General features: G+C 38.3%; 21 protein-coding genes. 20 read left to right on the plus strand and 1 reads right to left on the minus strand.

Annotated features, from left to right (window positions below; all coding sequences use genetic code 11):
• Window positions 1-72 precede the first annotated feature (72 nt).
• From M1D60_RS10985 to M1D60_RS11080, 20 genes are all read left to right on the plus strand, one after another.
• Window positions 73-987 carry a ketopantoate reductase family protein gene (locus M1D60_RS10985; RefSeq protein ID WP_456279189.1) on the plus strand — a complete coding sequence of 305 codons (915 nt, stop codon included), beginning with the start codon at window positions 73-75 and terminating at the stop codon, window positions 985-987.
• 1 nt (window position 988) lies between these two features.
• The gene (locus M1D60_RS10990; RefSeq protein ID WP_456279190.1) at window positions 989-2,665 is read left to right on the plus strand and encodes a sigma-54 interaction domain-containing protein; all 1,677 of its coding nucleotides are present in this window, start codon (window positions 989-991) and stop codon (window positions 2,663-2,665) included.
• Window positions 2,666-2,967: 302 nt separating this feature from the next.
• The gene (locus tag M1D60_RS10995) at window positions 2,968-4,554 is read left to right on the plus strand and encodes a long-chain-fatty-acid--CoA ligase (RefSeq protein WP_456279191.1); all 1,587 of its coding nucleotides are present in this window, start codon (window positions 2,968-2,970) and stop codon (window positions 4,552-4,554) included.
• A 16-nt stretch (window positions 4,555-4,570) separates the two neighbouring features.
• Complete coding sequence (locus M1D60_RS11000) at window positions 4,571-5,434, plus strand: branched-chain amino acid ABC transporter permease (protein ID WP_456279192.1); 864 nt, start codon at window positions 4,571-4,573, stop codon at window positions 5,432-5,434.
• A complete protein-coding gene (locus M1D60_RS11005) occupies window positions 5,434-6,441 on the plus strand; it encodes a branched-chain amino acid ABC transporter permease (protein WP_456279193.1) in 1,008 nt (335 codons plus the stop codon). Before M1D60_RS11000 ends, M1D60_RS11005 begins: the two co-directional genes overlap by 1 nt.
• Complete coding sequence (locus M1D60_RS11010) at window positions 6,441-7,214, plus strand: ABC transporter ATP-binding protein (RefSeq protein WP_456279194.1); 774 nt, start codon at window positions 6,441-6,443, stop codon at window positions 7,212-7,214. The genes M1D60_RS11005 and M1D60_RS11010 overlap by 1 nt, the downstream gene beginning before the upstream one ends.
• Complete coding sequence (locus tag M1D60_RS11015; RefSeq protein ID WP_456279417.1) at window positions 7,198-7,905, plus strand: ABC transporter ATP-binding protein; 708 nt, start codon at window positions 7,198-7,200, stop codon at window positions 7,903-7,905. The genes M1D60_RS11010 and M1D60_RS11015 overlap by 17 nt, the downstream gene beginning before the upstream one ends.
• Before the next feature lie 122 nt (window positions 7,906-8,027).
• Window positions 8,028-9,269, plus strand: a complete 1,242-nt coding sequence (locus tag M1D60_RS11020) for an ABC transporter substrate-binding protein (protein ID WP_456279195.1) — start codon at window positions 8,028-8,030, stop codon at window positions 9,267-9,269.
• 132 nt (window positions 9,270-9,401) lie between these two features.
• Complete coding sequence (locus M1D60_RS11025; protein WP_456279196.1) at window positions 9,402-9,803, plus strand: PaaI family thioesterase; 402 nt, start codon at window positions 9,402-9,404, stop codon at window positions 9,801-9,803.
• 217 nt (window positions 9,804-10,020) lie between these two features.
• A complete protein-coding gene (locus M1D60_RS11030) occupies window positions 10,021-11,187 on the plus strand; it encodes a thiolase family protein (protein ID WP_456279197.1) in 1,167 nt (388 codons plus the stop codon).
• Window positions 11,188-11,221: 34 nt separating this feature from the next.
• Window positions 11,222-12,370 carry an acyl-CoA dehydrogenase family protein gene (locus tag M1D60_RS11035; protein ID WP_456279198.1) on the plus strand — a complete coding sequence of 383 codons (1,149 nt, stop codon included), beginning with the start codon at window positions 11,222-11,224 and terminating at the stop codon, window positions 12,368-12,370.
• A 42-nt stretch (window positions 12,371-12,412) separates the two neighbouring features.
• On the plus strand, window positions 12,413-13,597 hold the full coding sequence (locus M1D60_RS11040) for a thiolase family protein (RefSeq protein ID WP_456279199.1): 1,185 nt from the start codon (window positions 12,413-12,415) through the stop codon (window positions 13,595-13,597).
• A 49-nt stretch (window positions 13,598-13,646) separates the two neighbouring features.
• A complete protein-coding gene (locus tag M1D60_RS11045; protein WP_456279200.1) occupies window positions 13,647-14,822 on the plus strand; it encodes an acyl-CoA dehydrogenase family protein in 1,176 nt (391 codons plus the stop codon).
• A gap of 35 nt (window positions 14,823-14,857) precedes the next feature.
• Complete coding sequence (gene fabG, locus M1D60_RS11050) at window positions 14,858-15,622, plus strand: 3-oxoacyl-ACP reductase FabG (RefSeq protein ID WP_456279201.1); 765 nt, start codon at window positions 14,858-14,860, stop codon at window positions 15,620-15,622.
• Between the two features lie 14 nt (window positions 15,623-15,636).
• Window positions 15,637-16,086 (plus strand): MaoC family dehydratase N-terminal domain-containing protein, encoded by a 450-nt coding sequence (locus M1D60_RS11055; protein ID WP_456279202.1) that lies wholly within the window; start codon window positions 15,637-15,639, stop codon window positions 16,084-16,086.
• Window positions 16,083-16,487, plus strand: a complete 405-nt coding sequence (locus M1D60_RS11060) for a MaoC/PaaZ C-terminal domain-containing protein (protein WP_456279203.1) — start codon at window positions 16,083-16,085, stop codon at window positions 16,485-16,487. The genes M1D60_RS11055 and M1D60_RS11060 overlap by 4 nt, the downstream gene beginning before the upstream one ends.
• Before the next feature lie 29 nt (window positions 16,488-16,516).
• Window positions 16,517-17,467, plus strand: a complete 951-nt coding sequence (locus M1D60_RS11065; RefSeq protein ID WP_456279204.1) for an alpha/beta hydrolase — start codon at window positions 16,517-16,519, stop codon at window positions 17,465-17,467.
• A gap of 457 nt (window positions 17,468-17,924) precedes the next feature.
• Entirely contained in the window at window positions 17,925-19,295 is a 1,371-nt protein-coding gene (locus M1D60_RS11070) for an MFS transporter (RefSeq protein WP_456279205.1), read from the plus strand.
• A 518-nt stretch (window positions 19,296-19,813) separates the two neighbouring features.
• Window positions 19,814-21,097: a histidine--tRNA ligase gene (locus M1D60_RS11075; RefSeq protein WP_456279206.1), complete on the plus strand. Its 1,284-nt coding sequence runs from the start codon at window positions 19,814-19,816 to the stop codon at window positions 21,095-21,097.
• Between the two features lie 272 nt (window positions 21,098-21,369).
• Window positions 21,370-21,825 carry a GNAT family N-acetyltransferase gene (locus M1D60_RS11080; RefSeq protein WP_456279207.1) on the plus strand — a complete coding sequence of 152 codons (456 nt, stop codon included), beginning with the start codon at window positions 21,370-21,372 and terminating at the stop codon, window positions 21,823-21,825.
• Between the two features lie 122 nt (window positions 21,826-21,947).
• On the opposite strand, the gene M1D60_RS11085 is transcribed toward M1D60_RS11080, so the two are convergent.
• On the minus strand, window positions 21,948-22,397 hold the full coding sequence (locus M1D60_RS11085) for an Lrp/AsnC family transcriptional regulator (protein ID WP_456279208.1): 450 nt from the start codon (window positions 22,395-22,397) through the stop codon (window positions 21,948-21,950).
• Window positions 22,398-22,467: the final 70 nt, after the last annotated feature.

Genomic DNA, 22,467 nt, shown 5'->3' on the forward strand with positions numbered 1-22,467 from the left:
TCCATTGCCGAATATATATACTAAGAAAATTAAAACTATTCTCATAATAAGACTTCAAGTAAGGGGGTTTCTATGAAGATTGTAGTTGTCGGAACAGGAGCAGTTGGTGGATTTTATGGAGGGCTTTTACATATAGGAGGAGAAGAGGTTACCTTTATTGCAAGAGGAGAGCATCTGTTAGCCATGCAACAACAAGGCTTGAAACTATCTACTCAACAAGGTGAATTAAGTATTCGAGCTACATTTACTGATAAATATAACGAAATTGAAAGAGCCGACCTCGTTTTATTAACGGTAAAATCTACAGAAACCAAATCGACACTAGAAAAAATCAGTCACTTTTTTAATAAAGGGAATGCACGCATCCTTACTTTGCAAAATGGTGTTGATAATGAAGAAGTACTAATTAATAGTCTTGGTATCGAGAGAGTATTGTCAGGATCAGCCTATATTTCTTCCCAAGTAAGAGAACCAGGACATGTTATCCAACAAGGAAATCATGCGGTATTCATCGGTGCCTTACATCAATCACAGGAGGAACTTGTTGAAGCTTTAGCTCTTACACTCAATAAATCAGCAGGAAATGCGATTGTAACGGATCACATCCTGAAGAAAAAGTGGGAAAAGCTTCTTTGGAACGTGACATTTAATCCATTGTCAGCAGTTTCCAAAACAACAGTTGGCGAGATTCTCGATCATGAACATCTCAGTCATGTAGCTAATCATGTGCTAGATGAAGCAATGAAAATAGCGGACAAATCTGGCATACCGTTACCTGAGGATATGAAGAGTAGAATTTTTAAGGATGCTGGTTCGGTTCGGGGGCATAAAACATCCATGTTACAGGATCGAATAAAAGGAAAACCAATGGAAATAGAATCTCTATGTGGCTTTTTTGTTAAAAAGGGTCAAGCGCTAGGTGTTGAGGTTCCTGTCATTCGTACTATTTATTCATTACTTGCTTTTATTGATGAAAAGGGTGATTAAGATGATCAGTGAAAAACTGGACCTGGGCTTGTTTGATTATATAGTGACAACGGAAACAGGTGTGATTGTTTCTTATCAGATTAACGATGATGAAAGTTTGTCAGAGCACCTATCTATAAACGAATTGTTGAAGGATGCTTTTGATTATTGGGATGAAAAGGAAGATCATATTATTTTAGCTAAAAAAGATGAGTCTTCGTATATGTTCTTTTGTAAAGACTGTTTCACTAGCAATCTACATTATAGAATATACGTCGTTAACCACGGTCAGTATTTGTCTCATCTTGAAGAGCGGGTAAAGGAACTAGATAAATCAAATCGAGAGCTAGATGCAATCATTGAAAGCTCCTATGATGGGATTTATATTACCGATAAGTTTGGTAACACGTTAAGAACAAATTCTGCCATTGAACGCCTTACTGGAATTCCTAAGCATTATTATATAGGTAAGAACATTAATCACTTAATTAAAAGAGGGATCCTTGAGGAATCTGTAACACTTAAGGTCATTGAACAAAAACAAACTGTTTCGGTCGTTCAAAAGAATTTTAATCAGAAGGAAACATTAATGACAGGTAATCCGATCTTTAATGAAGATGGTGAAATTGAAAAGATTGTTACCAATATCCGAGACTTATCAGAATTAAATCAGGTTAATAAAGAATTATTAAAGGTTCAACAATTAAATGAACAATATAAAGAAGAGTTAAATAGATTAAAAACCTTTACAGGCCCTGACCAAGATGTTGTCTTAAAGAGCGATAAAATGATTGAGATTTATAATATGGTAGGCAGACTCGCTAATTTTGATACGACCATTCTTATTTTAGGTGAAACAGGTGTTGGGAAAGATGTGTTAGCCAGGCATATATACAGAATTAGCACGAGATTGAGGGAAGGACAGTTAATCAAAATAAATTGTGGTGCGATTCCTAAGGAGCTACTTGAATCTGAGTTGTTTGGATATGATCCCGGCGCTTTTTCAGGTGCAAATCGAACGGGTAAAGCAGGAATGTTTGAGTTAGCCCACAAAGGAATGCTGTTTTTAGATGAGGTTGGTGAGCTTCCATTAGATCTACAAGTAAAACTATTACGAGCTATTCAAGAGAAAGAGATTATGAGAGTCGGAGGAACAAAATCAAAGAAGATCGATGTCCGCTTAATCGCTGCAACTAATCGTGATTTAAAGGAAATGGTTAAAAAGGGTCAATTTCGAGAGGACCTTTATTATCGCTTAAATGTTGTCCCAGTATTTGTACCACCACTAAAAGATCGACAAGATGATATTCTACCTCTAGTTCACTATTTTATTGAATCCTATAATAAGAAATATCACGTCACCAAGATTTTAGACAAAGAGCTACACAATTTCTTTTATTATTATAGCTGGCCTGGAAATGTCCGGGAGCTTTCTAACTTATTAGAACGTATGATTTTAACTATCCCACATGATGTATTAACTGTTGAAGACTTACCGGAAGAGTATAAACTAAATCAGGATCTAACTCCTGTAATGACCGAAGAGAAATCTTTAAAGGAAACCGTTGAATTAGCTGAAAAAACTGCCTTACAAAGAGCGATGCTTAAGTATAGAACGACATATGAAATTGCAAAACATTTAAAAACAAGCCAAGCTTCAGTGGTTCGGAAGCTTCAGAAATATAATTTATCTCAATAATTAAACTTTTTTTCTTATCATCTTGAATGGAAAGGGATAATATTTCGCAAAAAAATGAATGCGCTTCCAAAAATAATTCATTAGTGAATTTATAATTCATTATTGAATTAACAGACAAACCATTAATTGTTAGAAAAATGTAAAAATTTAATTCAATTTTGAATCAAGTGACAGATTTGTGAATTTTATTCATAGGTTTATCACTTGTTTCATTTTTGGCACACTTCTTGCTTTGTTATAAGGTATAGAAGTTTGTGCCTTTTTTTATCTATATCAATTAACTTACTAAAGGGGGAAGGTTAATGGAAAGACCTTGGTTAAAGCATGTTGTAGAAGGAAACCCACTAGAAATTGAAATACCTGAAATTTCATTAATACAATTATTTCAACAATCCGTACAAAAATTTAAGGACCATACGGCTGTTACTTTTTATCAAAAGACGTTTACTTACGGTGAGCTTTACCATTGCATTCAACGGGTAGCTAGTTCATTGGCAAAACGAGGTGTGAAAAAAGGGGATAGCGTAGCAATCATGCTTCCTAATTGTCCGCAATATCCTATTTCCTATTATGCGGCATTAATGTGCGGTGCGACTATTGTTCAAATTAACCCGATGTATAAATCCTCTGAATTACTTTATGTGTTAAATGACTCTAATGCAAAGGCATTGATTGTACTAGATCAGCTTCTACCGGTTGCTGAAGCCATTTTAGATCAAACTCCTGTAGTGAATACGATTACCGTGTCGTTTGAAAAGGAAAGTACGTTTAATCAACTCCTTCAGGATCCTGATGTAAAACTGCCGACTGTTGATATTAATCCAAGAGAAGATGTAGCTGTCCTACAATATACGGGAGGAACTACAGGACGTTCTAAGGGAGCGATGTTAACACACTACAATTTAGTTGCTAATACGCTACAAAGTGCTGCGACTGCTCAAATTAAAACACGCCTTGGAGAAGAACGTGTACTAACCATTTCTCCATTATTCCATGTCTATGGAATGACTAGTGCCATGAACTTAACATTTCTAAATGGAGGGAACTTGATCCTAGTCCCTAAGTTTGAAGTAGAGCAAGTTGTAAAGATCATAGAGGAAACAAAGCCCACGGCCTTTCCTGGTGTACCCACCATGTATATTGCTTTACTTACCTATTATAAAAGTTATCAGTTTGACCTTAGCTGCTTAACAACATGTACGAGTGGATCGGCACCATTACCAGTCGAGGTAATCAATCAATTTAATGATATTAGTGGAACCGCAGTAGCGGAGGGTTACGGTTTATCTGAAGCTTCACCTGTTACTCATAGAAATCCTATATCAGGCCTTCAAAAGCGTGGAAGTATCGGTATACCGATTCCGAATACTGATGCAAAAATAGTAGATATTGCAACAGGAGAAGAGGATTTACCAATCGGTGAAGTAGGAGAATTAGTGATCAAGGGTCCGCAGATTATGAAGGGATACTTAAATATGCCTGAGGAGACAGCTCAAACCATTAGAGATGGTTGGTTATACACAGGTGATTTGGCCATGATGGATGCAGATGGATTCTTCTATATTGTTGGACGTAAAAAGGAAATGATTTTAGCAAGTGGATTTAATGTTTATCCAATTGAAATTGAGGACGTGATCTATAGCCATCCAAGTGTGCTAGAAGCAGCAGTCATTGGCATCCCTGATGAGTATAGAGGAGAAACAGTGAAAGCGATTGTTGTACTAAAGGAGAACACTACATTGTCTGAAGAGGAACTTATTCAATATTGTCGTGATCGATTAGCGGCTTATAAAGTTCCAAGTATAGTTGCATTCGTAGAGGAACTTCCAAAAACAGCTGTAGGAAAAATTTTAAAGAGAAAATTAAAGGAACTTTACTCAGCCAAGTAAGAAAAGGAGGCACGAAATGGATATTTTAATTCAACAAATATTTAATGGCCTTACAATTGGAAGCGTTTACAGTTTGGTCGCCTTAGGCCTTACTCTAGTTTATGGAATTCTTCATATACCAAACTTTGCGCATGGTGCTCTATATATGGTTGGGGGCTATGTAACATTAATGTTTATGGAAAGCTTTGGTTTTCATTATTGGCTAGCTATCTTCTTTTCTATTATTGTGATTGGACTTTTAGGAGTAGTAATGGAAAGGCTAGTGTTTAATCCATTACGCCATGCTCCACCGATTCACGATAAAATCGCTGCCATTGGTATGTTACTTTTCTTAGAGGCATTAGTTCAGTTAGTTTGGGGTGCCGAATATAGAAGAATGATTTCACCGTATGACAAGGTAGTAGAGTTTTTAGGATTAACGGTTACCATCCAACGATTATTAATTGTATTTACAGCTATTTTAGTAATGGTGCTACTATATCTATTCTTAAAGAAGACAATGACTGGAGCAGCTATTATTGCAATGTCTCAAAATCGAGAAGGGGCTTTCCTTGTTGGGATTAATGCCAATAAAGTTGCGATGATCACCTTCTTTATATCAGGAGCGTTAGCTGCGATTGCTTCATCTATTGCATCACCTATAAATCTAGTATTCCCGGGAATGGGGCATCTCGTTATTTTAAAGGCATTCGTCATCATTATTATAGGTGGCATGGGAAGTATCCCAGGTGCAATTATTGGAGGCTATATTATTGGGTTCTCTGAAAGCCTAAGTGCAACCTTTATCTCTAATGATTACAAGGATTTAATTGCCTTCTTGCTACTAGTGGTTATTTTAACGATTAGGCCTAAAGGGTTGTTTGTTAAGGGGGTTCAATAATGTCGAGTTTATTAAACAAGAGAAATTTAACAATAGTCCTGTTGGTCATTGCGATCATTATTCCTCTTGTTACGGAAAATCAATACTACTTACACATTTTTTCCACTGTATTCATTTGGACGATCGCTGTTTATGGCTTAAATATGATTGGTGGTTTTACAGGTCAGCTTTCACTAGCTCATGCAGGATTTTTCGCAATTGGAGCTTATTCATTAGGGGTGTTGACTGTTAAAGTAGGTCTTAACTTCTGGTTATCATTTATATTAGCGATTATCATTACCACGATTGTCGGGTTTTTAATCGGGTTGATTGCCTTAAGAACGAAGGAACATTTCTTTGCGATTTATACACTATGTGTAGGTTACATCATTTATTTAATCATCTATAAATGGGAAGCGGTTACAGAAGGAGTAAGAGGTTTAATTGGGATCCCGGCACCAACACCGATTGGACCCATCACCTTTGATTCTCCAAAGTCAGTCTATTACTTGATGCTTTTCTTCATGGTCGTAGCCATCTTCTTATTTAAAAGAATTATTGATTCCTTAGTTGGACGTACCTATATTGCGATTCGTAATAGTGAGGAACTTGCTCAAACAATTGGAATTGAAACGATGAAGCAAAAGCTAATTTCGTTTGTGTTATCGACTTTCTTTGCTGGTTTAGCAGGAGCGTTATATGCATCCTTTGTACGCTTTATTGGTCCAGATATTTCGTACATCAATATAACATTTGATATGCTTACTTATTTATTAGTAGGTGGCATTGGGACGATTTCAGGACCATTAGTCGGTACATTTATTATTGTTTGGGTATCTCAATATTTACAGTTTCTACAGGATTATCGAATGTTAATCTTTGGACCGATTCTAGTGCTGTTAGTTATTTTCTATCCTCGTGGTATCGCTGGAGGAATTCAGACTTGGTTGGCTACTCGGAAGGTTAAGAAGGCTAAGGCTCAGATCCAGGTTTCACAGAATTCTGTAACAGTAAAGGAGGAGAAATAATGCTAGTTCAAGTAAAGGGATTAACCAAGAATTTCGGTGGATTAACAGCAGTGGATGAAGTGGATTTTGAAATCGAAAAAGGAAAAGTTACCGCAATTATTGGACCGAATGGTGCAGGTAAATCTACCTTTTTTAACTTGATCAGTGGCTTTCATCAACCCTCCTCTGGGTCAGTTATTTATGATGGTACGGATATTACTAAGTTAAAATCATTTCAGATTGCCAAATTGGGAGTGGCAAGAACGTTCCAGACTACCCATTTATTCGAGCAATCCACCGTCTTAGATAATGTCATCATAGGTCACCGGTTGAGAACTAAATCTAACTTGTTTGATGCGATTTTCAATACCTCCAGATTGAAAAAGGAAGAAAAGGAAAGTAGAGAGAAAGCATATGAAGTTTTAGATTTTGTAGGCTTAACAGAAATTGCTAACCATCCTGTAGCTGGGATCTCGCAGGAAGCAAAAAAACGAACCGCTTTTGCTTTAGCGCTAGCTACTGATCCGTCAATAGTATTTCTAGATGAACCTGCTGCTGGTGTAAATCCTGATGAAACGGATGGTCTTGCAGAGCTCATTAAAAAGATGGTTAAAAGTGGTATTACCGTTTGTCTAATCGAGCATAAGATGCAAATGATCATGAATCTAGCAGATAAGATTATGGTTTTAAATTATGGAAAGAAAATTGCTGAAGGAACTCCAGAAGAAATACAAAATAATCAAGTTGTAATTGAAGCTTATCTAGGAGGTGGGGATGTTGCTGAAGCTAACTAATGTATCTGTACATTATGGATCCTTTCAAGCGCTGCGGAATATTAATCTTGAGGTAGAGCAAGGGGAGCTCGTAGTCCTTTTAGGTGCTAACGGAGCAGGGAAAAGTACCATCTTCCGAACCATCAGTGGCTTAAGTAAGCCTTCAGAAGGAACCATTCATTTTATGGATCAGAACGTCGGTGGAATGTCAGCCGACCGCTTAGTAGGGGCCGGCATCGTCCAATGTGCGGAGGGAAGAAAGCTGTTCCCGCAGATGACCGTTTATGAAAATCTCCTTTTAGGCGGATATGTGAACAGACGAGATAAAGAAAAGCAAAAGAAATCCTTACAGGAAGTTTATGAACTGTTTCCGATTTTAAAGGAAAAAAGAAATGACCCAGCTGGTTCATTAAGTGGTGGTCAGCAGCAGATGCTAGCAATTGGTAGAGCTCTGATGGCACATCCTAAGCTCATTCTTTTAGATGAACCTTCAATTGGATTAGCTCCTCTAATCGTTGAGCAAGTATTTGATGTAATCAAACGGATTAATAAAAATGGTACAACTGTGCTACTAGCTGAACAAAACGCGAATGCAGCACTTAAAATAGCAGATCGTGGTTATGTAATTGAAACAGGAAAACTCGTTTTAGAAGGAAAGAGTCAGGAATTGTTTGAGAATGACGATATTCGAAAGGCATATATTGGGGCGTAATTCTTTAGAAGTAATAAACCCTCAAAGATTCATGCCATTTAAAGGAGGTGAAGGCCTGGTCAGTTACTATTGTTCTTCTGGAATCCTTACTAAACTATTAAGTTATTAAAGGGGGAAAAGTAATGTCAATGTTTAAAAGATTTTCTTTGCTTGCTGTTTTACTATTAACTTTTATAGTCGTTGCTGCTTGTAGCACAACGCCGTCTTCACAACCTGCCGAAGAGGAACCAACTGATTCTGGTACTGAAACAGATACAGGCGGTGAAGCAGCAGAGGAAGAAGAAGCTGGTGTTGTAAATATTGGTTACAGTGGACCGTTGAGTGGACCAGCGGCATTCTATGGGGAAAACACATTAAGTGGTGTAACAATGGCCGTGGATGAAATTAATGCAGATGGTGGTTTCGAGGTTGACGGTAAGAAATATACACTAAACCTTGTAACTTTAGATGATAAATACTTACCAAATGAAACTGGAGCAAACGCTAAGCGTTTAGTACAAGAAAACAAAACACCGATTATTTTTGTTCCGCATAGCGGTGGAATATTCGCGACTCAAGTATTTAATACACAGGATAACTTTATTATCGGAGCTTATTCTAGTGAACCAAAGATTACTGAGGTTGGAAATCCTCTAACACTTAGAATCCCTCCTAAATACAGCTCTTATATCGAACCATTTTCTAAGTATCAAATGGAGCGATTCGGTAAGAAGCTTGCCATGCTTCCTACAGCAACTCAATATGGAAAAGATTGGGCAACTGCTCTGGAACCAGGCTGGAAGGATTTGGGTGGAGAGGTCGTTTATAAGGGGTCAATTGACTTTAGTAAAGATACGGACTTCTTTACAATCGTTACAAATGCACTAAAAGAAGAGCCGGATGTATTATTCGTTGGTGGACCATCAGAACCAACAGCATTAGTTATCAAACAAGCTAGAGAACTTGGCTTTAAAGGTGGATTCCTGATTATGGACCAAGCAAAGCTTGATGAAATTGAAGCGGTACTTGGTGGACCAGAATTAATTGAAGGATCTGTGGGTGTACTTCCATTAGTTAATTCTAGATATGAAGGAAATGAAAAGTTCCTTGATGATTACAAGGCTGAACACGGTAAAAACCCTGGTTCAGAAGCTGGTTATCACTATCTTGCTACTTATATTTTTGTAGAAGCGATGAAGGCAGCTGGTTCAGTGGATGATCCTGCGGCAATTATGGCGAAGGTACAAGAGGGATTAGGAAATGTTCCAGCTGATAAGAAGATTTATGAAATTGAAGAAATTGAAGACAATGGTGGTTTAGTAACCCCTCTTCGTATGGGTGTAATTGAAGATGGAAAGATTGTTGATGTTTCTTTAGAACAATAATTATGGAAGCGCTTAAATTATAAACAATAATTCATAGATGGTCGTTTCTCCAATGCGACCATCTATGTTTTTGGGAAAATTTATAAGGAAACCGCTCTTTACGTACTGCTGGATTGAAAGGGAGTGAAAAAAGTGACGTTAAATCATGAAACGAAAAAAACTGGTCAAAGTGAGTTCTCAAATTTATTAGATATAAAAACGGTTCAATATGAAAAAGGAAATGTCGTTCTTCAGCTACGCGTTGATGACAAACATATTAATGGTATTGATACCGTACATGGGGGAGTGATTGCTACTTTAATAGACAATATCATTGGTGCTACTATTTCTTCCATTGTGAATCTACCATCTACTACCATCAACCTTACTATTCAGTATTTATCCCCTGCAACAAGTGGGACATTAACTGCTAAAGCTAACATTCTTCACCTTGGGTATAAGCTTGTGACGGGTGAAGGGATCATAACGGATGAGAGCGGAAATCTTATTGCTAAAGGTACAGGTACCTTTAAAATTATCCATCCAAAGAATTAAAGTGTCTTGATTCAATAATGAATTATTAATACAAATTTGAATTAAAATGCGTAATAGATTGCTATATATATGATTCAAAAATGAATTAACAAGAGTGTAAGCCCTTATTATTACTAAATGATAAAGTTGGCATGGTTCTTGCTTAATTATAATTGATTGAATAAAAGGAAAAGGTTTTCATTTTTTTATATCCAATAACAGAAAGGGTGGCTCATAAATGACCAAAGCGGTAATTGTATCTGCAGTCCGAACACCAATCGCCAAAAAAGGAGGAGCACTTGCTGGATTAGACCCTTCTATTTATGGAGCTCATGTGTTAAAAGAGGCTTTGAAGCGAGTTAACGTAAACGGTGAAGATGTAGATGATGTTATTCTAGGAAACTGTTTATCTGGTGGAGGCAATATGGCAAGACTCACTTTACTACAAGCAGAACTTCCTTTTACGGTTCCAGGCTTGACCATTGATCGACAGTGTGGTTCAGGAATTAATAGTGTTGCCTTGGCAGCCGAAGCTATTGTCGCTGGTAAGGCGAACATTGTGGTAGCAGGTGGAACAGAAAGTATGTCGAGAACTCCTTATTTACTAGCCCCACAAGAACGTGCATTTGATAGAATGCCACCTAGATTTATTTCTCGTCAATTATCACCAGATTTTGTTGGTGACCCACCAATGGGAATTACAGCTGAAAATCTAGTGGAGAAGTACTCCATTACAAGACAAGAACAGGATGAATTTTCATTAAGAAGCCAACAAAGAATGGCGGCTGCTATGGAGAATAACCTGTTTGAAGAACAAATAGTTCCTATTCCACTTAAAACAAGAAAAGGCGAAGTACTTTTCTCAACAGATGAACATCCTCGTCCTGGGGTAACATCAGAGGATCTTGCCAAGCTTCCACCGGCATTTAAACAAGGAGGAAGTGTAACTGCTGGAAATTCATCAGGTGTAAACGATGGTGCCTCCGCACTCGTCATTATGTCTGAACAAGAAGCCGAAAAAAGAGGCTTAGAGCCTTTAGCATATATTACAGATTGGGCAGTAGCAGGTGTCGATCCTAATATTATGGGAATTGGTCCTGTACCAGCCGTTCAAAAATTATTAGCACAAACGGGTAGTGAATTGGCTGATTACGATTTAATTGAAATTAACGAAGCGTTTGCAGCTCAGGTGTTAGCATGCGATCGTGAGCTAAAGCTTGATATGGAAAAGGTAAATGTAAACGGTGGAGCAATAGCTCATGGACATCCGATTGCGGCAACTGGAGGCATGCTTGTCACAAAGCTTGCGTATGAAATGAAGCGCAGAAATGTTGCCAAAGGGATTGTAACTGCTTGTATCGGCGGTGGTCAGGGAATCGCGCTGGCGTTGGAAAGAAAGCTATAAACGATTAGTTAACTCTACCGAAAGGAGTGAAAGAATGGATTTTCAATTGGATCAGGAAATACTATCTCTAAAAAACACAATTAGAGATTTTATCAAATATGAAGTAGACCCTTACGCCATGCAAATCGAAGATGAAGATCATATTCCAGAGGAAATTATTCAAAAGTCAAAGGAAATGGGTTTATTTAGCTTAAGTATCCCTGAAGAATATGGTGGACTTGGAATCGGCATGGTTGGTAAATGTGCTCTTTATGAAGAAATTGGTAAAACTCATAATGGTTATACGACTTTAATTGGTGCTCATACTGGAATCGGCTCAGTCGGAATTGTTGAAATGGGTAGTGAAGAGCAAAAGAAAAAGTATTTACCGAGGATGGCAGCAGGGGATTTAATTGGTGCCTTTGCATTAACAGAGCCTCAAGCAGGGTCACATGCCACAAATTTAAAGACAACAGCAGTGAAAAAGGGAAATAAGTACATTTTAAATGGAACAAAACATTATATAACAAATGCGACTGTTGCGGACGTTTTTACGGTTATGGCAGTCACCGACTCGACTAAAGGTGCGAAGGGAATTACGTCCTTTATTGTTGAGAGAGGGATGCCAGGATTTAAGATTGGAGCTGTTGAACGAAAGATGGGCTTACGTGGCTCTCATTCAGCAGAGCTTGTCTTTGAGGAATGTGAAGTTCCGGAAGAAAATGTCCTAGGTGAGGTTGGTCAAGGTTATGTGAATGCATTAAAGATCCTTGCAAACGGAAGGGCTGGGCTTGCAGCAAGGAATCTAGGTTCATCCCAGATGTTATTGGATATGTGTATGGCGCATGTAGAGGAAAGGGAGCAGTTTCATGTTCCGATTATCGAGCATCAAGCAGTTGCCCATATGCTTGCTGATATCGCATTAGAAATAGAAGTGCTTAGGTCGTTTACCTACCGAGTAGCTTGGATGGTAGACCGAGGTGAAAAGGTCATTAAGGAAGCTGCCATGCTGAAGCTTTTCGGTTCTGAGGTGTATAACCGGGTAGCTGATAAGGCCGTTCAAATCCATGGTGGACTCGGATATATCAGAGACTTTCCTGTGGAACGATTTTATCGTGATGCACGAATTACAAGAATTTATGAAGGAACCTCTGAGATTCAAAAAAATATCATCGCATCGCAGCTCAGAAAAGAATATAGCTAGTTTCTTTTTATACTAGTCAGCTAGTTTACAAGGAGGGATTACATGAATGAGGAGTTTGTGATTGTTAGTGCGGTTCGCTCTCCAATCGGTCGATTCGGAGGGGCACTTAGAAATATGAGCTCCGGTCATTTAGGATCGATCGTGATCAAAGAAGCGATCCAAAGAGCAGGTATTTCACCCGAACACGTAGATGAAGTGATTTTAGGAGAAGTAAGACAATCGACTGAATCTTCAAATGTTGCACGTGTAGCTGCCCTTCGTGCAGGTATCCCAGATTCTGCACCTGCTTTCTCCATTAACCGTCTTTGTGCTTCTGGTATGCAGGCAGTAGCCTCTGGTGTTCAGCAACTTGCATTTGGGCAAGCAGAGATTGTGGTGGCTGGTGGAACAGAATCGTTGAGTAGAGCTCCTATTTACTTGAGAAATTCAAGATTCGGAGAGGGAAATCCAGTTCTTGTAGATTCTAATCTCGAAAATGGACAGCAACCGATGGAGATCTATGGAACCAAGCTTGGAATGGGTATGACAGCAGAAAATGTGGCTGAAAAATACAATATTTCTAGGGATGATCAAGACTTATTTGCTCTAAATAGTCAGCGGAAAGCAGCTCGAGCCCTAGAAGAGGGCATATTCAAGGATGAGACAGTCGCAGTTAAGGTTAAAGAGAGAAAGAAAGAATTTTTCTTTGATCAAGATGAGCATCCAAGACCAGATACAACCATAGACGCCTTGCAAAAATTAAAGCCTGCTTTTAGAGAAGATGGTTCTGTTACGGCAGGAAATGCGTGTGGTCGTAATGACGGTGCGGCTGCCATGGTGATTATGAAAGCGTCTAAAGCAAGAGGACTAGGTCTTACTCCTTTAGCTAAAATTGTGGGTTGGTCAACGGCAGGGGTTTCCCCAGAGGTGATGGGAATTGGTCCAGTTCCAGCGATTCAAAAACTACTTAATCAGACAAACAAAAGTTTATCTGATATTGGATTAATTGAGCTGAATGAAGCATTTGCATCCCAAGCACTAGCAGTTATAAGAGAAGCTAATCTTGACCCTGAAAAAGTAAATGTAAATGGAGGGGCAATTGCACTTGGACATCCACTTGGTGCGACTGGCTGTAGGATTATGACAACGCTTCTTTACGAAATGAAAAGACGTCAGGAGCAATTTGGCATCGCTACTCTTTGTGTCGGCGGTGGGCAAGGAATGGCTATCTTATTAGAACTAGCGTAATGAAATACTTAACTAAAATATAAAAACAAACCGAAATGGAGTGGAGAATATGCATTTACGTTTAACAGAAGAACAAAAAATGGTTCAAAGAACCATTCGTAAGTTTGTTGAAAAGGAATTAATCCCACTTGAGAACGATGTGCTAAGAAATGAAAGAGAAGGAAAGCCTAGTCTACCACCTGGTAAATTAAAAGAGCTTCAGCTTAAAGCAAAGGAAGCGGGTTTCTGGGGAATTAACACCCCTGAGAAATATGGTGGTGCAGATTTAGGACAAATGATGCTGGCCATCGTGCTTATGGAAGTTTCTAAAACGTTTGTTCCTTTTTCATTTGGAGGATCTGCTGATAACATTCTTTATTATGCAAATGAAGAACAAAAACAAAAATACTTATTACCGACAATTAACGGTGAGAAAAAATCATGCTTTGCTATGACAGAGCCAGGTGCAGGATCTGATACTAGAAATATTAAAATGACAGCTGTCAAAGAAGGTAATGAGTGGGTTCTTAACGGAGAAAAGACCTTTATTACAGGTGGAAATGAAGCAGATTTCGTTATGGTTATTGCCATTACAGACAAGGAAAAGCACCAAGCAACAGGTCGTGATGGTGTAACTTGCTTTATTGTCGATCGTGATATGGGTTGGAAATCAGAATATATCCACACAATGGGTGAGTGGGGACCTGCTGGACTTGTGTTTGATAATGTCCGTGTTCCAGAAGAAAACATTCTTGGGGACGTAAATGGAGGTTACAATTTAGGTCTAGAGTGGATTGGTTTTGCCAGATGGATTGTAGGGGCTAGAGCCGTAGGTGCTGGTGAAAGATTATTACAAATGGCAATAGATTATGCAAAAGAAAGAGAAACGTTTGGAAAACCAATTTCGGAACGTCAAGCGATCCAGTGGCAAATTGCCGATTCGGCTGTTGAGATTGAAGCGGCACGATGGCTCGTTTTAAATGCTGCATTTACTCTAGATGAAGGAGAAGATAACCGTCATCTTGCATCTATTGCAAAGCTTTATGGTGCTAATATGGGGAATAATGTTGTCGATCGTGTTTTGCAGATTCACGGAGGTATGGGTTATACAAGAGAGCTTCCTATTGAACGCTGGTACCGTGAAGCAAGACTTTGGAGAATTTATGATGGAACTGACGAGATCCAGCGCTTAATTATTTCTAGAAATCTATTAAAAGGTCATGTGAAGGTAGGACAATTTATATAATTTATAGAATAGATTAGTAAAGGAGGAGGAAAACAATGGCAGGAAGATTTGAAGGTAGAGTAGCTTTTGTTACAGGTGGAAGTAGAGGAATAGGTCGAGCTATCGTTGAACAATTCGCGGAAGAGGGTGCGAAAGTAGCAATCATTGATGTGAATGAAGAAGCACTGAATGAAGTGAGTCAAGTTTTAAAAGAAAAAGGTTACGAGTTCTATACAAAGGTAGCGAATGTAGTGAATGGGGATGAAGTAGAGCAAGCAATGGAGGAAGTCTTCAACGCTTTTGGTTCTATTGATATTTTAGTAAATAACGCAGGTGTTATTCGGGATAATTTATTATTCAAAATGACTGAAGGTGACTGGGATACAGTCATGAACGTTCACTTAAAAGGATCGTTTAATGCGGTTCGCTCTGTTCAAAAGTATATGGTTGAAAAGAAATATGGAAGAATTATTAATATTTCTTCAACCTCTGCTTTAGGTAATCGTGGTCAGGCAAACTATGCAACAGCCAAGGCTGGTCTTCAAGGTTTTACGAAAACGCTTGCAATTGAGTTAGGTAAATTTGGAATTACAGCTAACTCAGTTGCACCAGGTTTTATTGAAACTGATATGACAAGAGAGACGGCAGCTAGGATTGGAATATCATTTGATGACTTAATTAAAGCAAGTGTAGCTAAGATTCCGGTGGCACGTAGTGGTAAGCCTACCGATATTGCAAACGCTGTGGCTTTCTTTGCTGATGAAAAGTCGTCATTTGTAAATGGGCAAGTGATTTATGTTGCTGGTGGCCCTAAAAATTAATTGAGGTGAACAATATGTATCATGATGCGATTGGAAAGCGTTCTGAGAAAGTAAGAAATGTTGTTGAAAGAGGAGCGGTACGAAAATTTGCAGAGTCGATTGGTGATCCCCATCCAATCTTTATGGACGAGGAATTCGGCAAGCAATCAAGATATAAAGAAAATATTGCTCCTCCCACTTTTCCAAGGATTTTCGATTACGGAGTGATTCAAGATTTGAAACTACCATCAAAAGGGTTGATCCATGGTGAGCAAGTCTATCATTATGAAAGGCCTTTATTAGTGGGGGAAGAGCTTAATTGCTATCAAGAAGTAAGTAAGTACTATGAAAGAAAAGGTAATTTTGGTGAGATGGGCTTCTTGGTAATTAAGGTATATGGTGAAACCTTAGCGGGAGAACTTGTCTTTACAGCCGACCAGGTTGTCATTATCAATGAAGCTGTAAGAAAGGCGATGAGCGTATGAGTAGTTTAATAGGATTACAGGTTGGAGAGTCACTCGAGGATATTCAGTTAACTCCTGTATCAAGATTGGATTTAATTAAATATGCAGGAGCATCTGGTGATTATAATCCTATTCATACGATTGACGAAGAAGCAGAAAAGGCTGGATTGCCAGGAATAATTGCACATGGAATGTGGACAATGGGGAATTTGGCAAAGCTTTTCACACCTTTCTATGAAGAAGGATTTATTCAAGACTATCAAATTAGGTTCCGGAGCATGGTGTTCCTTCAAGATGTGATTACATTAAAAGCGGTTCTGAAGGAGAAAACAGATGATGGACTTACCTTTGATGTAGCAGCTGTAAATCAGGAAGATAAGGTAGTTATTAAAGGCCAGATAAAATTTTCAACCTATTCGTAAAATAAAATGGTGATTAGGAGGAAAGAACGATGAGTTTACATCCACAAGTAGTTGGATTGTTAGAAATGTTTAAGGCTAGAAATATACCACCGATTGAGGACCAAGGTTTACAAGCAGGGAGAGCAGCGTTCGTTGAGTCTACTAAGCTGTTAAATAAGTATGAAGAAGTATTACGTGTAGAAAATAAGAAAATCAAAGGGTATCAAGATGAAATTGATATCCGCATTTATACACCAAACGAAGAAGCTGATTTACCAGCTTTCGTTTACTTTCATGGTGGAGGATGGGTAATTGGAAATATTGATACCCATGATCCTCTTTGCCGTATGTTTGCAAACGAAGCACAATGTAAAGTGATCTCAGTTGACTATAGCTTAGCACCTGAACATAAATTCCCAACTGGTGTGGAGGATGCTTATTTAGCTACTAAATGGGTGTATGACAACGCAGCTGACCTTGGCATCGATTCGAATCAGATTTCAGTTGGTGGAGACAGTGCAGGCGGAAACTTGGCAACAGTCGTTTGTTATCTAGCAAATCAAAGGAAAGAATTTTCTCTTCAACAACAATTACTATTCTACCCTTCAACTGGTTTTGGACCAACTGAATCATATGAAAAGTTTGGTGAAGGCTACTATCTAACAAAATCTACTATGCAATGGTTTGGGGAGCAGTACTTTAATCAGCCGAGTGAAACACAGAGTCCGTTGGCTGCCCCTGTGTTGATTCCTGACGATGAGGCAGCTCTCCTTCCACCAGCTTATATTTTAACAGCAGAGTTTGATCCATTAGTGGATGGTGGACAAAATTACGCAAACAAGCTCCAAAATGCTGGTGTTAAGACTACCTATGTTTGTTACCCTGGCATGATTCATGGTTTTATGTGTATGACAGCTGTAATTGCTGATGGAGAAAAAGCGATTAGAGAAGCGGCCGGATACTTAAAAAGCCAGTTTTCAAAGAATGTCCCAAATGTATAAAATGAGGGAGGAGGATGAGCATTTTGTTCATCCTCTTCTGTTTTTTGAATTTCGATAATCGAAGCTTTATCCCTTTATCATTTCCAAAAAACTGTATATGATGGAGTTAGAAGATTTTTACTTTAGATGGTTCTGTTAATGTACAATGTTGAGTTCTTAGCAGAGTTGATTGAAGTGGAAGGACGCGAGACTCCTGCGGGAGCAGCGTGTCAGGTGAGACCCCGCAGGCGCATGCCGAGTCTAGCTACAGTGCCCAGCCCCTCAAGTCAAATAACCCTACATCAAGTAAAGGGAAAGTTCACCCTTTTCTTGATGTAGGAACATTTGCCGGTGGGGGCTACCCAGGGCACTTCCGCTTTTCAATGAGGAGGCTCACCGCACGCCCCGCGGAAAGCGAGTGTCCTGTAACGAAAATCAACAACGAAGTTAACAGAGCCTAATAATTAGGTGGGTTCGCATGTCATCGATATCAGTTTCTTTGAAAGGCCAAGAAAATACAGAAGTGATCCAAGAAAACAAGATCATTTTATTATGGAGCTTTACTGTTTGGTTAGTTGTCATGAACACAACGATGTTTAATGTCGCTCTACCTTCCGTATTAAGTGATTTGTCCTTAACCTCTTCTACTGCTTCATGGATTGTTTCAGGTTATTCCATCGTATTTGCCATATCTACGCTAACCTACAGCCGTCTATCAGACTTCATTCCCATCTCTAGATTATTATTGACTGGTTTAACTATTCTAGGAATTGCCTCAATTATTGGTTTTCTTGCCCAGCATTTTTACGTTCTATTATTAGCACGAGTACTACAGGCTGCTGGGGCTGGAGCTGTACCTGGATTAGCAATGGTATTAGCTGGAAGATATATTCCCATTTCACGAAGAGGTAAGGCTATGGCTTATATAGCATCAGCTGCTTCACTTGGATTTGGATTAGGACCTGTATTAGGAGGAGCCATTACTCAGTATTTAGGCTGGAACTTTCTTTTCACCGTAACGGGATTTGTCATCCTGTTAATCCCCATCTTTGTTAAGCTACTTCCCGTAGAGCCGGTAAAACCTATAAAGTTTGATACACTGGGGGGACTATTAACGGGTATTGGTGTAACAGGGCTATTACTTTTCCTGACAACCTTCTCCGTTCCTATAATAGTTGGGAGTATGATAGTGCTAGCACTAATGTGGTGGCGTATCAATAAAGTGGAGGTTCCTTTTGTGCAACCTCAGCTGTTAAAAAATGGGCAATTCACTAAGCTATTATTCATTGGATTTATTGCCTTTATTACTCACTTTGCGACACTTTTTTTAATGCCACTCATCTTATCAGAGGTATTTAATAAGGAACCTGCAGCTGTGGGTATGATTATCTTTCCTGGTGCTATTCTTTCAGCCATCGCCGCTCAATTCATTGGTCGATTTATTGATCATGTGGGGAATAATCCGGTAATCCTTTTTGGCCAAGTGTTTTTAATGATCTCAACCATTTTATTTTCTTTATTATCAACGGTTTCACCTTATTCCGTTCTATTTATCTATATGTTTACTAGCATTGGATTTTCTGCGCTTACCTCAAGTATCTCAAATGAGGTTACAAGAATCTTATCTAGAGATGAACTAGGGGCAGGGATGGGAATGACACAGCTGGTTCAATTCTTTGGCGGAGCTTTTGGGGTTACATTAACTGGACTACTGTTAACTTTGCAAAACGGTATATCATCCAGACTCGTTTATTTTAATATATACGGGGGGATTACCTTGCTACTGCTCATCTCCTTAGTATCGTTTGGGCTATATTTTTATAAAAGTAAACGATTAGAAAGTAATTGATTTTCCACATAATGTATGATACATTATGTGGAAATTAGAGGTGACAAGTATGCTAATCAAAATAAAACTAGCATCATCATCACAATTTCATCATCATAAAAAATAGTCTTGCTATTCGATTTCTAAAAAATCGTACATAGGAAGACTATTTATCATGAAACCGCATGGATTAATATTTCTTAATCTTATGCGGTTTTTTATTTTTTTCTAACAAAGAATGGTCTTGTCAAGGGAACCCTGTTAAAACATTTGCTAGGCGAGGATACAATTTTGGGATTTGTTTAAACTTTTGTTGTTGATTTTCGTTCCAGGACACTCGCTTTCCGCGGGCGGGCTCGGGAGCCTCCTCGGCGTTTCTCGCCTGTGGGGTCTCCCTTACCACGCTTTTCCCGCAGGAGTCTCGCGTCCTTCCACTTCAATCAACTCTGCTGAATATCAACACATTACTTTAAACAGACCTCAGAAAAACTAAATATACAAAATCAGTATTTTAGAAACAAGTAGGAGGAAAAAGAAAAATGAAGAAATTAGATTATCAAAATGTTAAGGGAACTCAGGATTATTTGCCAGATGCAGAGGTGGTAAGACGGGAAATTAGAAGAGTGTTAGAAGACGTCTTTATCCAATACGGTTGTAAGCCGTTAGAAACACCGATTTTAAATTATACAGAACTACTTGCTTCTAAGTATGGAGGTGGTGCTGAGATATTGGAGGAAATGTATACATTAACAGACAGAGGAGACCGGGAATTAGCATTAAGGTATGACCTTACGATTCCTTTTGCCAAGGTGGTTGCGATGAACCCGACAATCAGAATGCCCTTCAAAAGGTACGAAATAGGCAAGGTATTCCGCGACGGTCCTATTAAAACGGGAAGGTTTCGAGAGTTTACTCAGTGTGATGTTGATATTGTCGGGGTTGAATCTCAGTTAGCAGAAGCGGAGTTAATGGTAATGGCATTAGATGCCTTTACAAAGTTGAATCTTCAGGTCGTAATCCAGTATAATAACCGAAAATTACTAACAGGAATGCTTGAAGTGTTTAACACCGAATCTAATCTAATAAACAAAGTGGTGCTAATACTTGATAAAATTGAGAAGATCGGTTTAGAGGCTGTAACTAAGGAGCTTACAGAACTTGGTCTCTCGGCAAATACGGTTGAATTAATTAAACAGTTCTTAACGAATAAAAATAATTCAGATTACAGCTATTATGACCCATTTGCCAATGAAAATAATCTAGTAAAGCAGGGCTTATTAGAATTAAAAGAGCTAGACTCTTATTTAAACTTCCTCGGGGTAAATAAGCAATGTGTATTTAATCCATTCCTAGCTAGAGGCTTGGAGATATATACAGGTACCATTTATGAAATATTTCTATCAAACCAAGCTATAAAATCTAGTATTGGTAGTGGCGGTAGATACGATCAAGCGATTGGTGGGTTACTTGGGACAAACGAGAGATTTTCAACCGTAGGAATTTCTTTCGGATTAGATGTAATTTATACAGCTTTAAGTGTTTCGGAAAATAAGAGTCCTCGGAGCTCGTGTATCGATTATTATGTTATCCCTATAAAGACGGAAAAAGAATCGTTTCTAGTAGCTACTTACTTAAGGAAACGAGGATTTAAAGTAGAGCTTGAAATGAGCAATAAACGGATTGGAAAAGCCCTTGATAAAGCAAACAAAGAGAATGTTCCTAAGGTAATTATTATCGGTGATGACGAAGTGGAAAATAATCAATACTTGGTAAAGGATTTGGCTACGGGTGAAGAAAGTCTGGAGTATTTTAAATATAAATAAATGGCTGTTTTCGTATAGATTGTTGCTTAGCGTAAAAATCCCAAAAGCCGGATTTTTACCTTAATATCAAGATTTTACTATACATATAAAGAGTTGCTCTTTTCTATTCATTAATCAATTTGCTTATAATACTATTTTGTACATTCAAACTACATGTAACGAAAGCAACTAAGTTTTAGAAAAGAGCCAAATAAATGGAGTTTTGCTAAAGGAGATTATTCCTTTTCGCAGAATAAGAGAATGGTAAAATAAACGGTTTAAGGAGGATTCTTATGGAAATAAAAATAGATGATTTATCAGGTGTAAAGGTGGCGGAGTTGATATTGAATCACCTTCAAAGTATGACCCTTCATTCTCCACCTGAAAGTGTTCATGCCCTTAATCTGGATGGTTTAAAGAAGCCGAACATCACAGTTTGGAGTGCCTGGGAGGGAAATGAACTACTAGGTTGCGGGGCATTAAAAGAACTCAATTCTCATCATGGAGAAATAAAGTCTATGAAAACCGCTTCAGGACATCTAAGGAAAGGTGTCGCTAAGCAAATTCTCGAACATATAGTTGAGGTTGCTAGGGAGCGAGGGTATCAAAGGGTCAGTTTAGAAACAGGTTCAATGGAGGCTTTTGCCCCTGCTAAAAAGCTTTATGAACGTTTTGGGTTTCAATATTGTGAGCCATTTTCAGATTACGTAGAGGATCCAAATAGTGTGTTTATGACGAAGGAGTTGTAAGAATCAATTTCAAAAGGTGAATATTATCTCAAATGTTTTAGAAAAACCAAGTCAATTGATTTGGTTTTTCTATTTATATGTTTAGGTTTAATGGTATATAAACAGTGGTTTTAATAAGTCTATTACAACTTTAATCCTGTCCGACTCTTGAAGCGTCGCAATAAAATATGACTTTCAACTCGAGTGATTCCTTGTAAGCTATATAACTCCTCATTAATAAAATGTTCAAGCTTAGAAAAATCCTCAACCAAAACATGCATATGGAGAGTACTTGGACCTGTCATTTGGTAGCAACTTGCAACAGCTGGGTTATCAACTAATGTTTGAGCAACTTGGACAAGCGAAGCGGGTTCACAATCAACCTCAAAGAATGCAGAGACTCCTTTTCCAACTTTTTCAGAGTTAATGACCACTGAAAATTTCTCAATCACGCCACCCTCAATTAACTGATTTACTCTTTCTCGGATTGACACTCTTGATAGATTTAGTTGTTTACCAATATCAACATAGGACATTCTTGCGTTATCAGTAAGTAGTTGTAGTATTTTTCTATCTATCTCATCTAGTTTCATATGATCATCACCACTTTTTATCAAGATCTAGTTAAATTAGTTTGTTCCCATTTATTATAACATTTGTATG

Source organism: Bacillus sp. AK128 (genome assembly GCF_053903075.1).

Coding starts and splice junctions, on each gene's coding strand:
- M1D60_RS11035 (WP_456279198.1), top strand. CDS start 11,222: ATGGATTTTCAATTGGATCAGGAAATACTATCTCTAAAAAACACAATT.
- M1D60_RS11070 (WP_456279205.1), top strand. CDS start 17,925: ATGTCATCGATATCAGTTTCTTTGAAAGGCCAAGAAAATACAGAAGTG.
- M1D60_RS11085 (WP_456279208.1), bottom strand. CDS start 22,397: ATGAAACTAGATGAGATAGATAGAAAAATACTACAACTACTTACTGAT.
- M1D60_RS10995 (WP_456279191.1), top strand. CDS start 2,968: ATGGAAAGACCTTGGTTAAAGCATGTTGTAGAAGGAAACCCACTAGAA.
- M1D60_RS11005 (WP_456279193.1), top strand. CDS start 5,434: ATGTCGAGTTTATTAAACAAGAGAAATTTAACAATAGTCCTGTTGGTC.
- M1D60_RS10985 (WP_456279189.1), top strand. CDS start 73: ATGAAGATTGTAGTTGTCGGAACAGGAGCAGTTGGTGGATTTTATGGA.
- M1D60_RS11045 (WP_456279200.1), top strand. CDS start 13,647: ATGCATTTACGTTTAACAGAAGAACAAAAAATGGTTCAAAGAACCATT.
- M1D60_RS11075 (WP_456279206.1), top strand. CDS start 19,814: ATGAAGAAATTAGATTATCAAAATGTTAAGGGAACTCAGGATTATTTG.
- M1D60_RS11055 (WP_456279202.1), top strand. CDS start 15,637: ATGTATCATGATGCGATTGGAAAGCGTTCTGAGAAAGTAAGAAATGTT.
- M1D60_RS11040 (WP_456279199.1), top strand. CDS start 12,413: ATGAATGAGGAGTTTGTGATTGTTAGTGCGGTTCGCTCTCCAATCGGT.
- M1D60_RS11065 (WP_456279204.1), top strand. CDS start 16,517: ATGAGTTTACATCCACAAGTAGTTGGATTGTTAGAAATGTTTAAGGCT.
- M1D60_RS10990 (WP_456279190.1), top strand. CDS start 989: ATGATCAGTGAAAAACTGGACCTGGGCTTGTTTGATTATATAGTGACA.
- M1D60_RS11080 (WP_456279207.1), top strand. CDS start 21,370: ATGGAAATAAAAATAGATGATTTATCAGGTGTAAAGGTGGCGGAGTTG.
- M1D60_RS11060 (WP_456279203.1), top strand. CDS start 16,083: ATGAGTAGTTTAATAGGATTACAGGTTGGAGAGTCACTCGAGGATATT.
- M1D60_RS11020 (WP_456279195.1), top strand. CDS start 8,028: ATGTCAATGTTTAAAAGATTTTCTTTGCTTGCTGTTTTACTATTAACT.
- fabG (WP_456279201.1), top strand. CDS start 14,858: ATGGCAGGAAGATTTGAAGGTAGAGTAGCTTTTGTTACAGGTGGAAGT.
- M1D60_RS11030 (WP_456279197.1), top strand. CDS start 10,021: ATGACCAAAGCGGTAATTGTATCTGCAGTCCGAACACCAATCGCCAAA.
- M1D60_RS11000 (WP_456279192.1), top strand. CDS start 4,571: ATGGATATTTTAATTCAACAAATATTTAATGGCCTTACAATTGGAAGC.
- M1D60_RS11010 (WP_456279194.1), top strand. CDS start 6,441: ATGCTAGTTCAAGTAAAGGGATTAACCAAGAATTTCGGTGGATTAACA.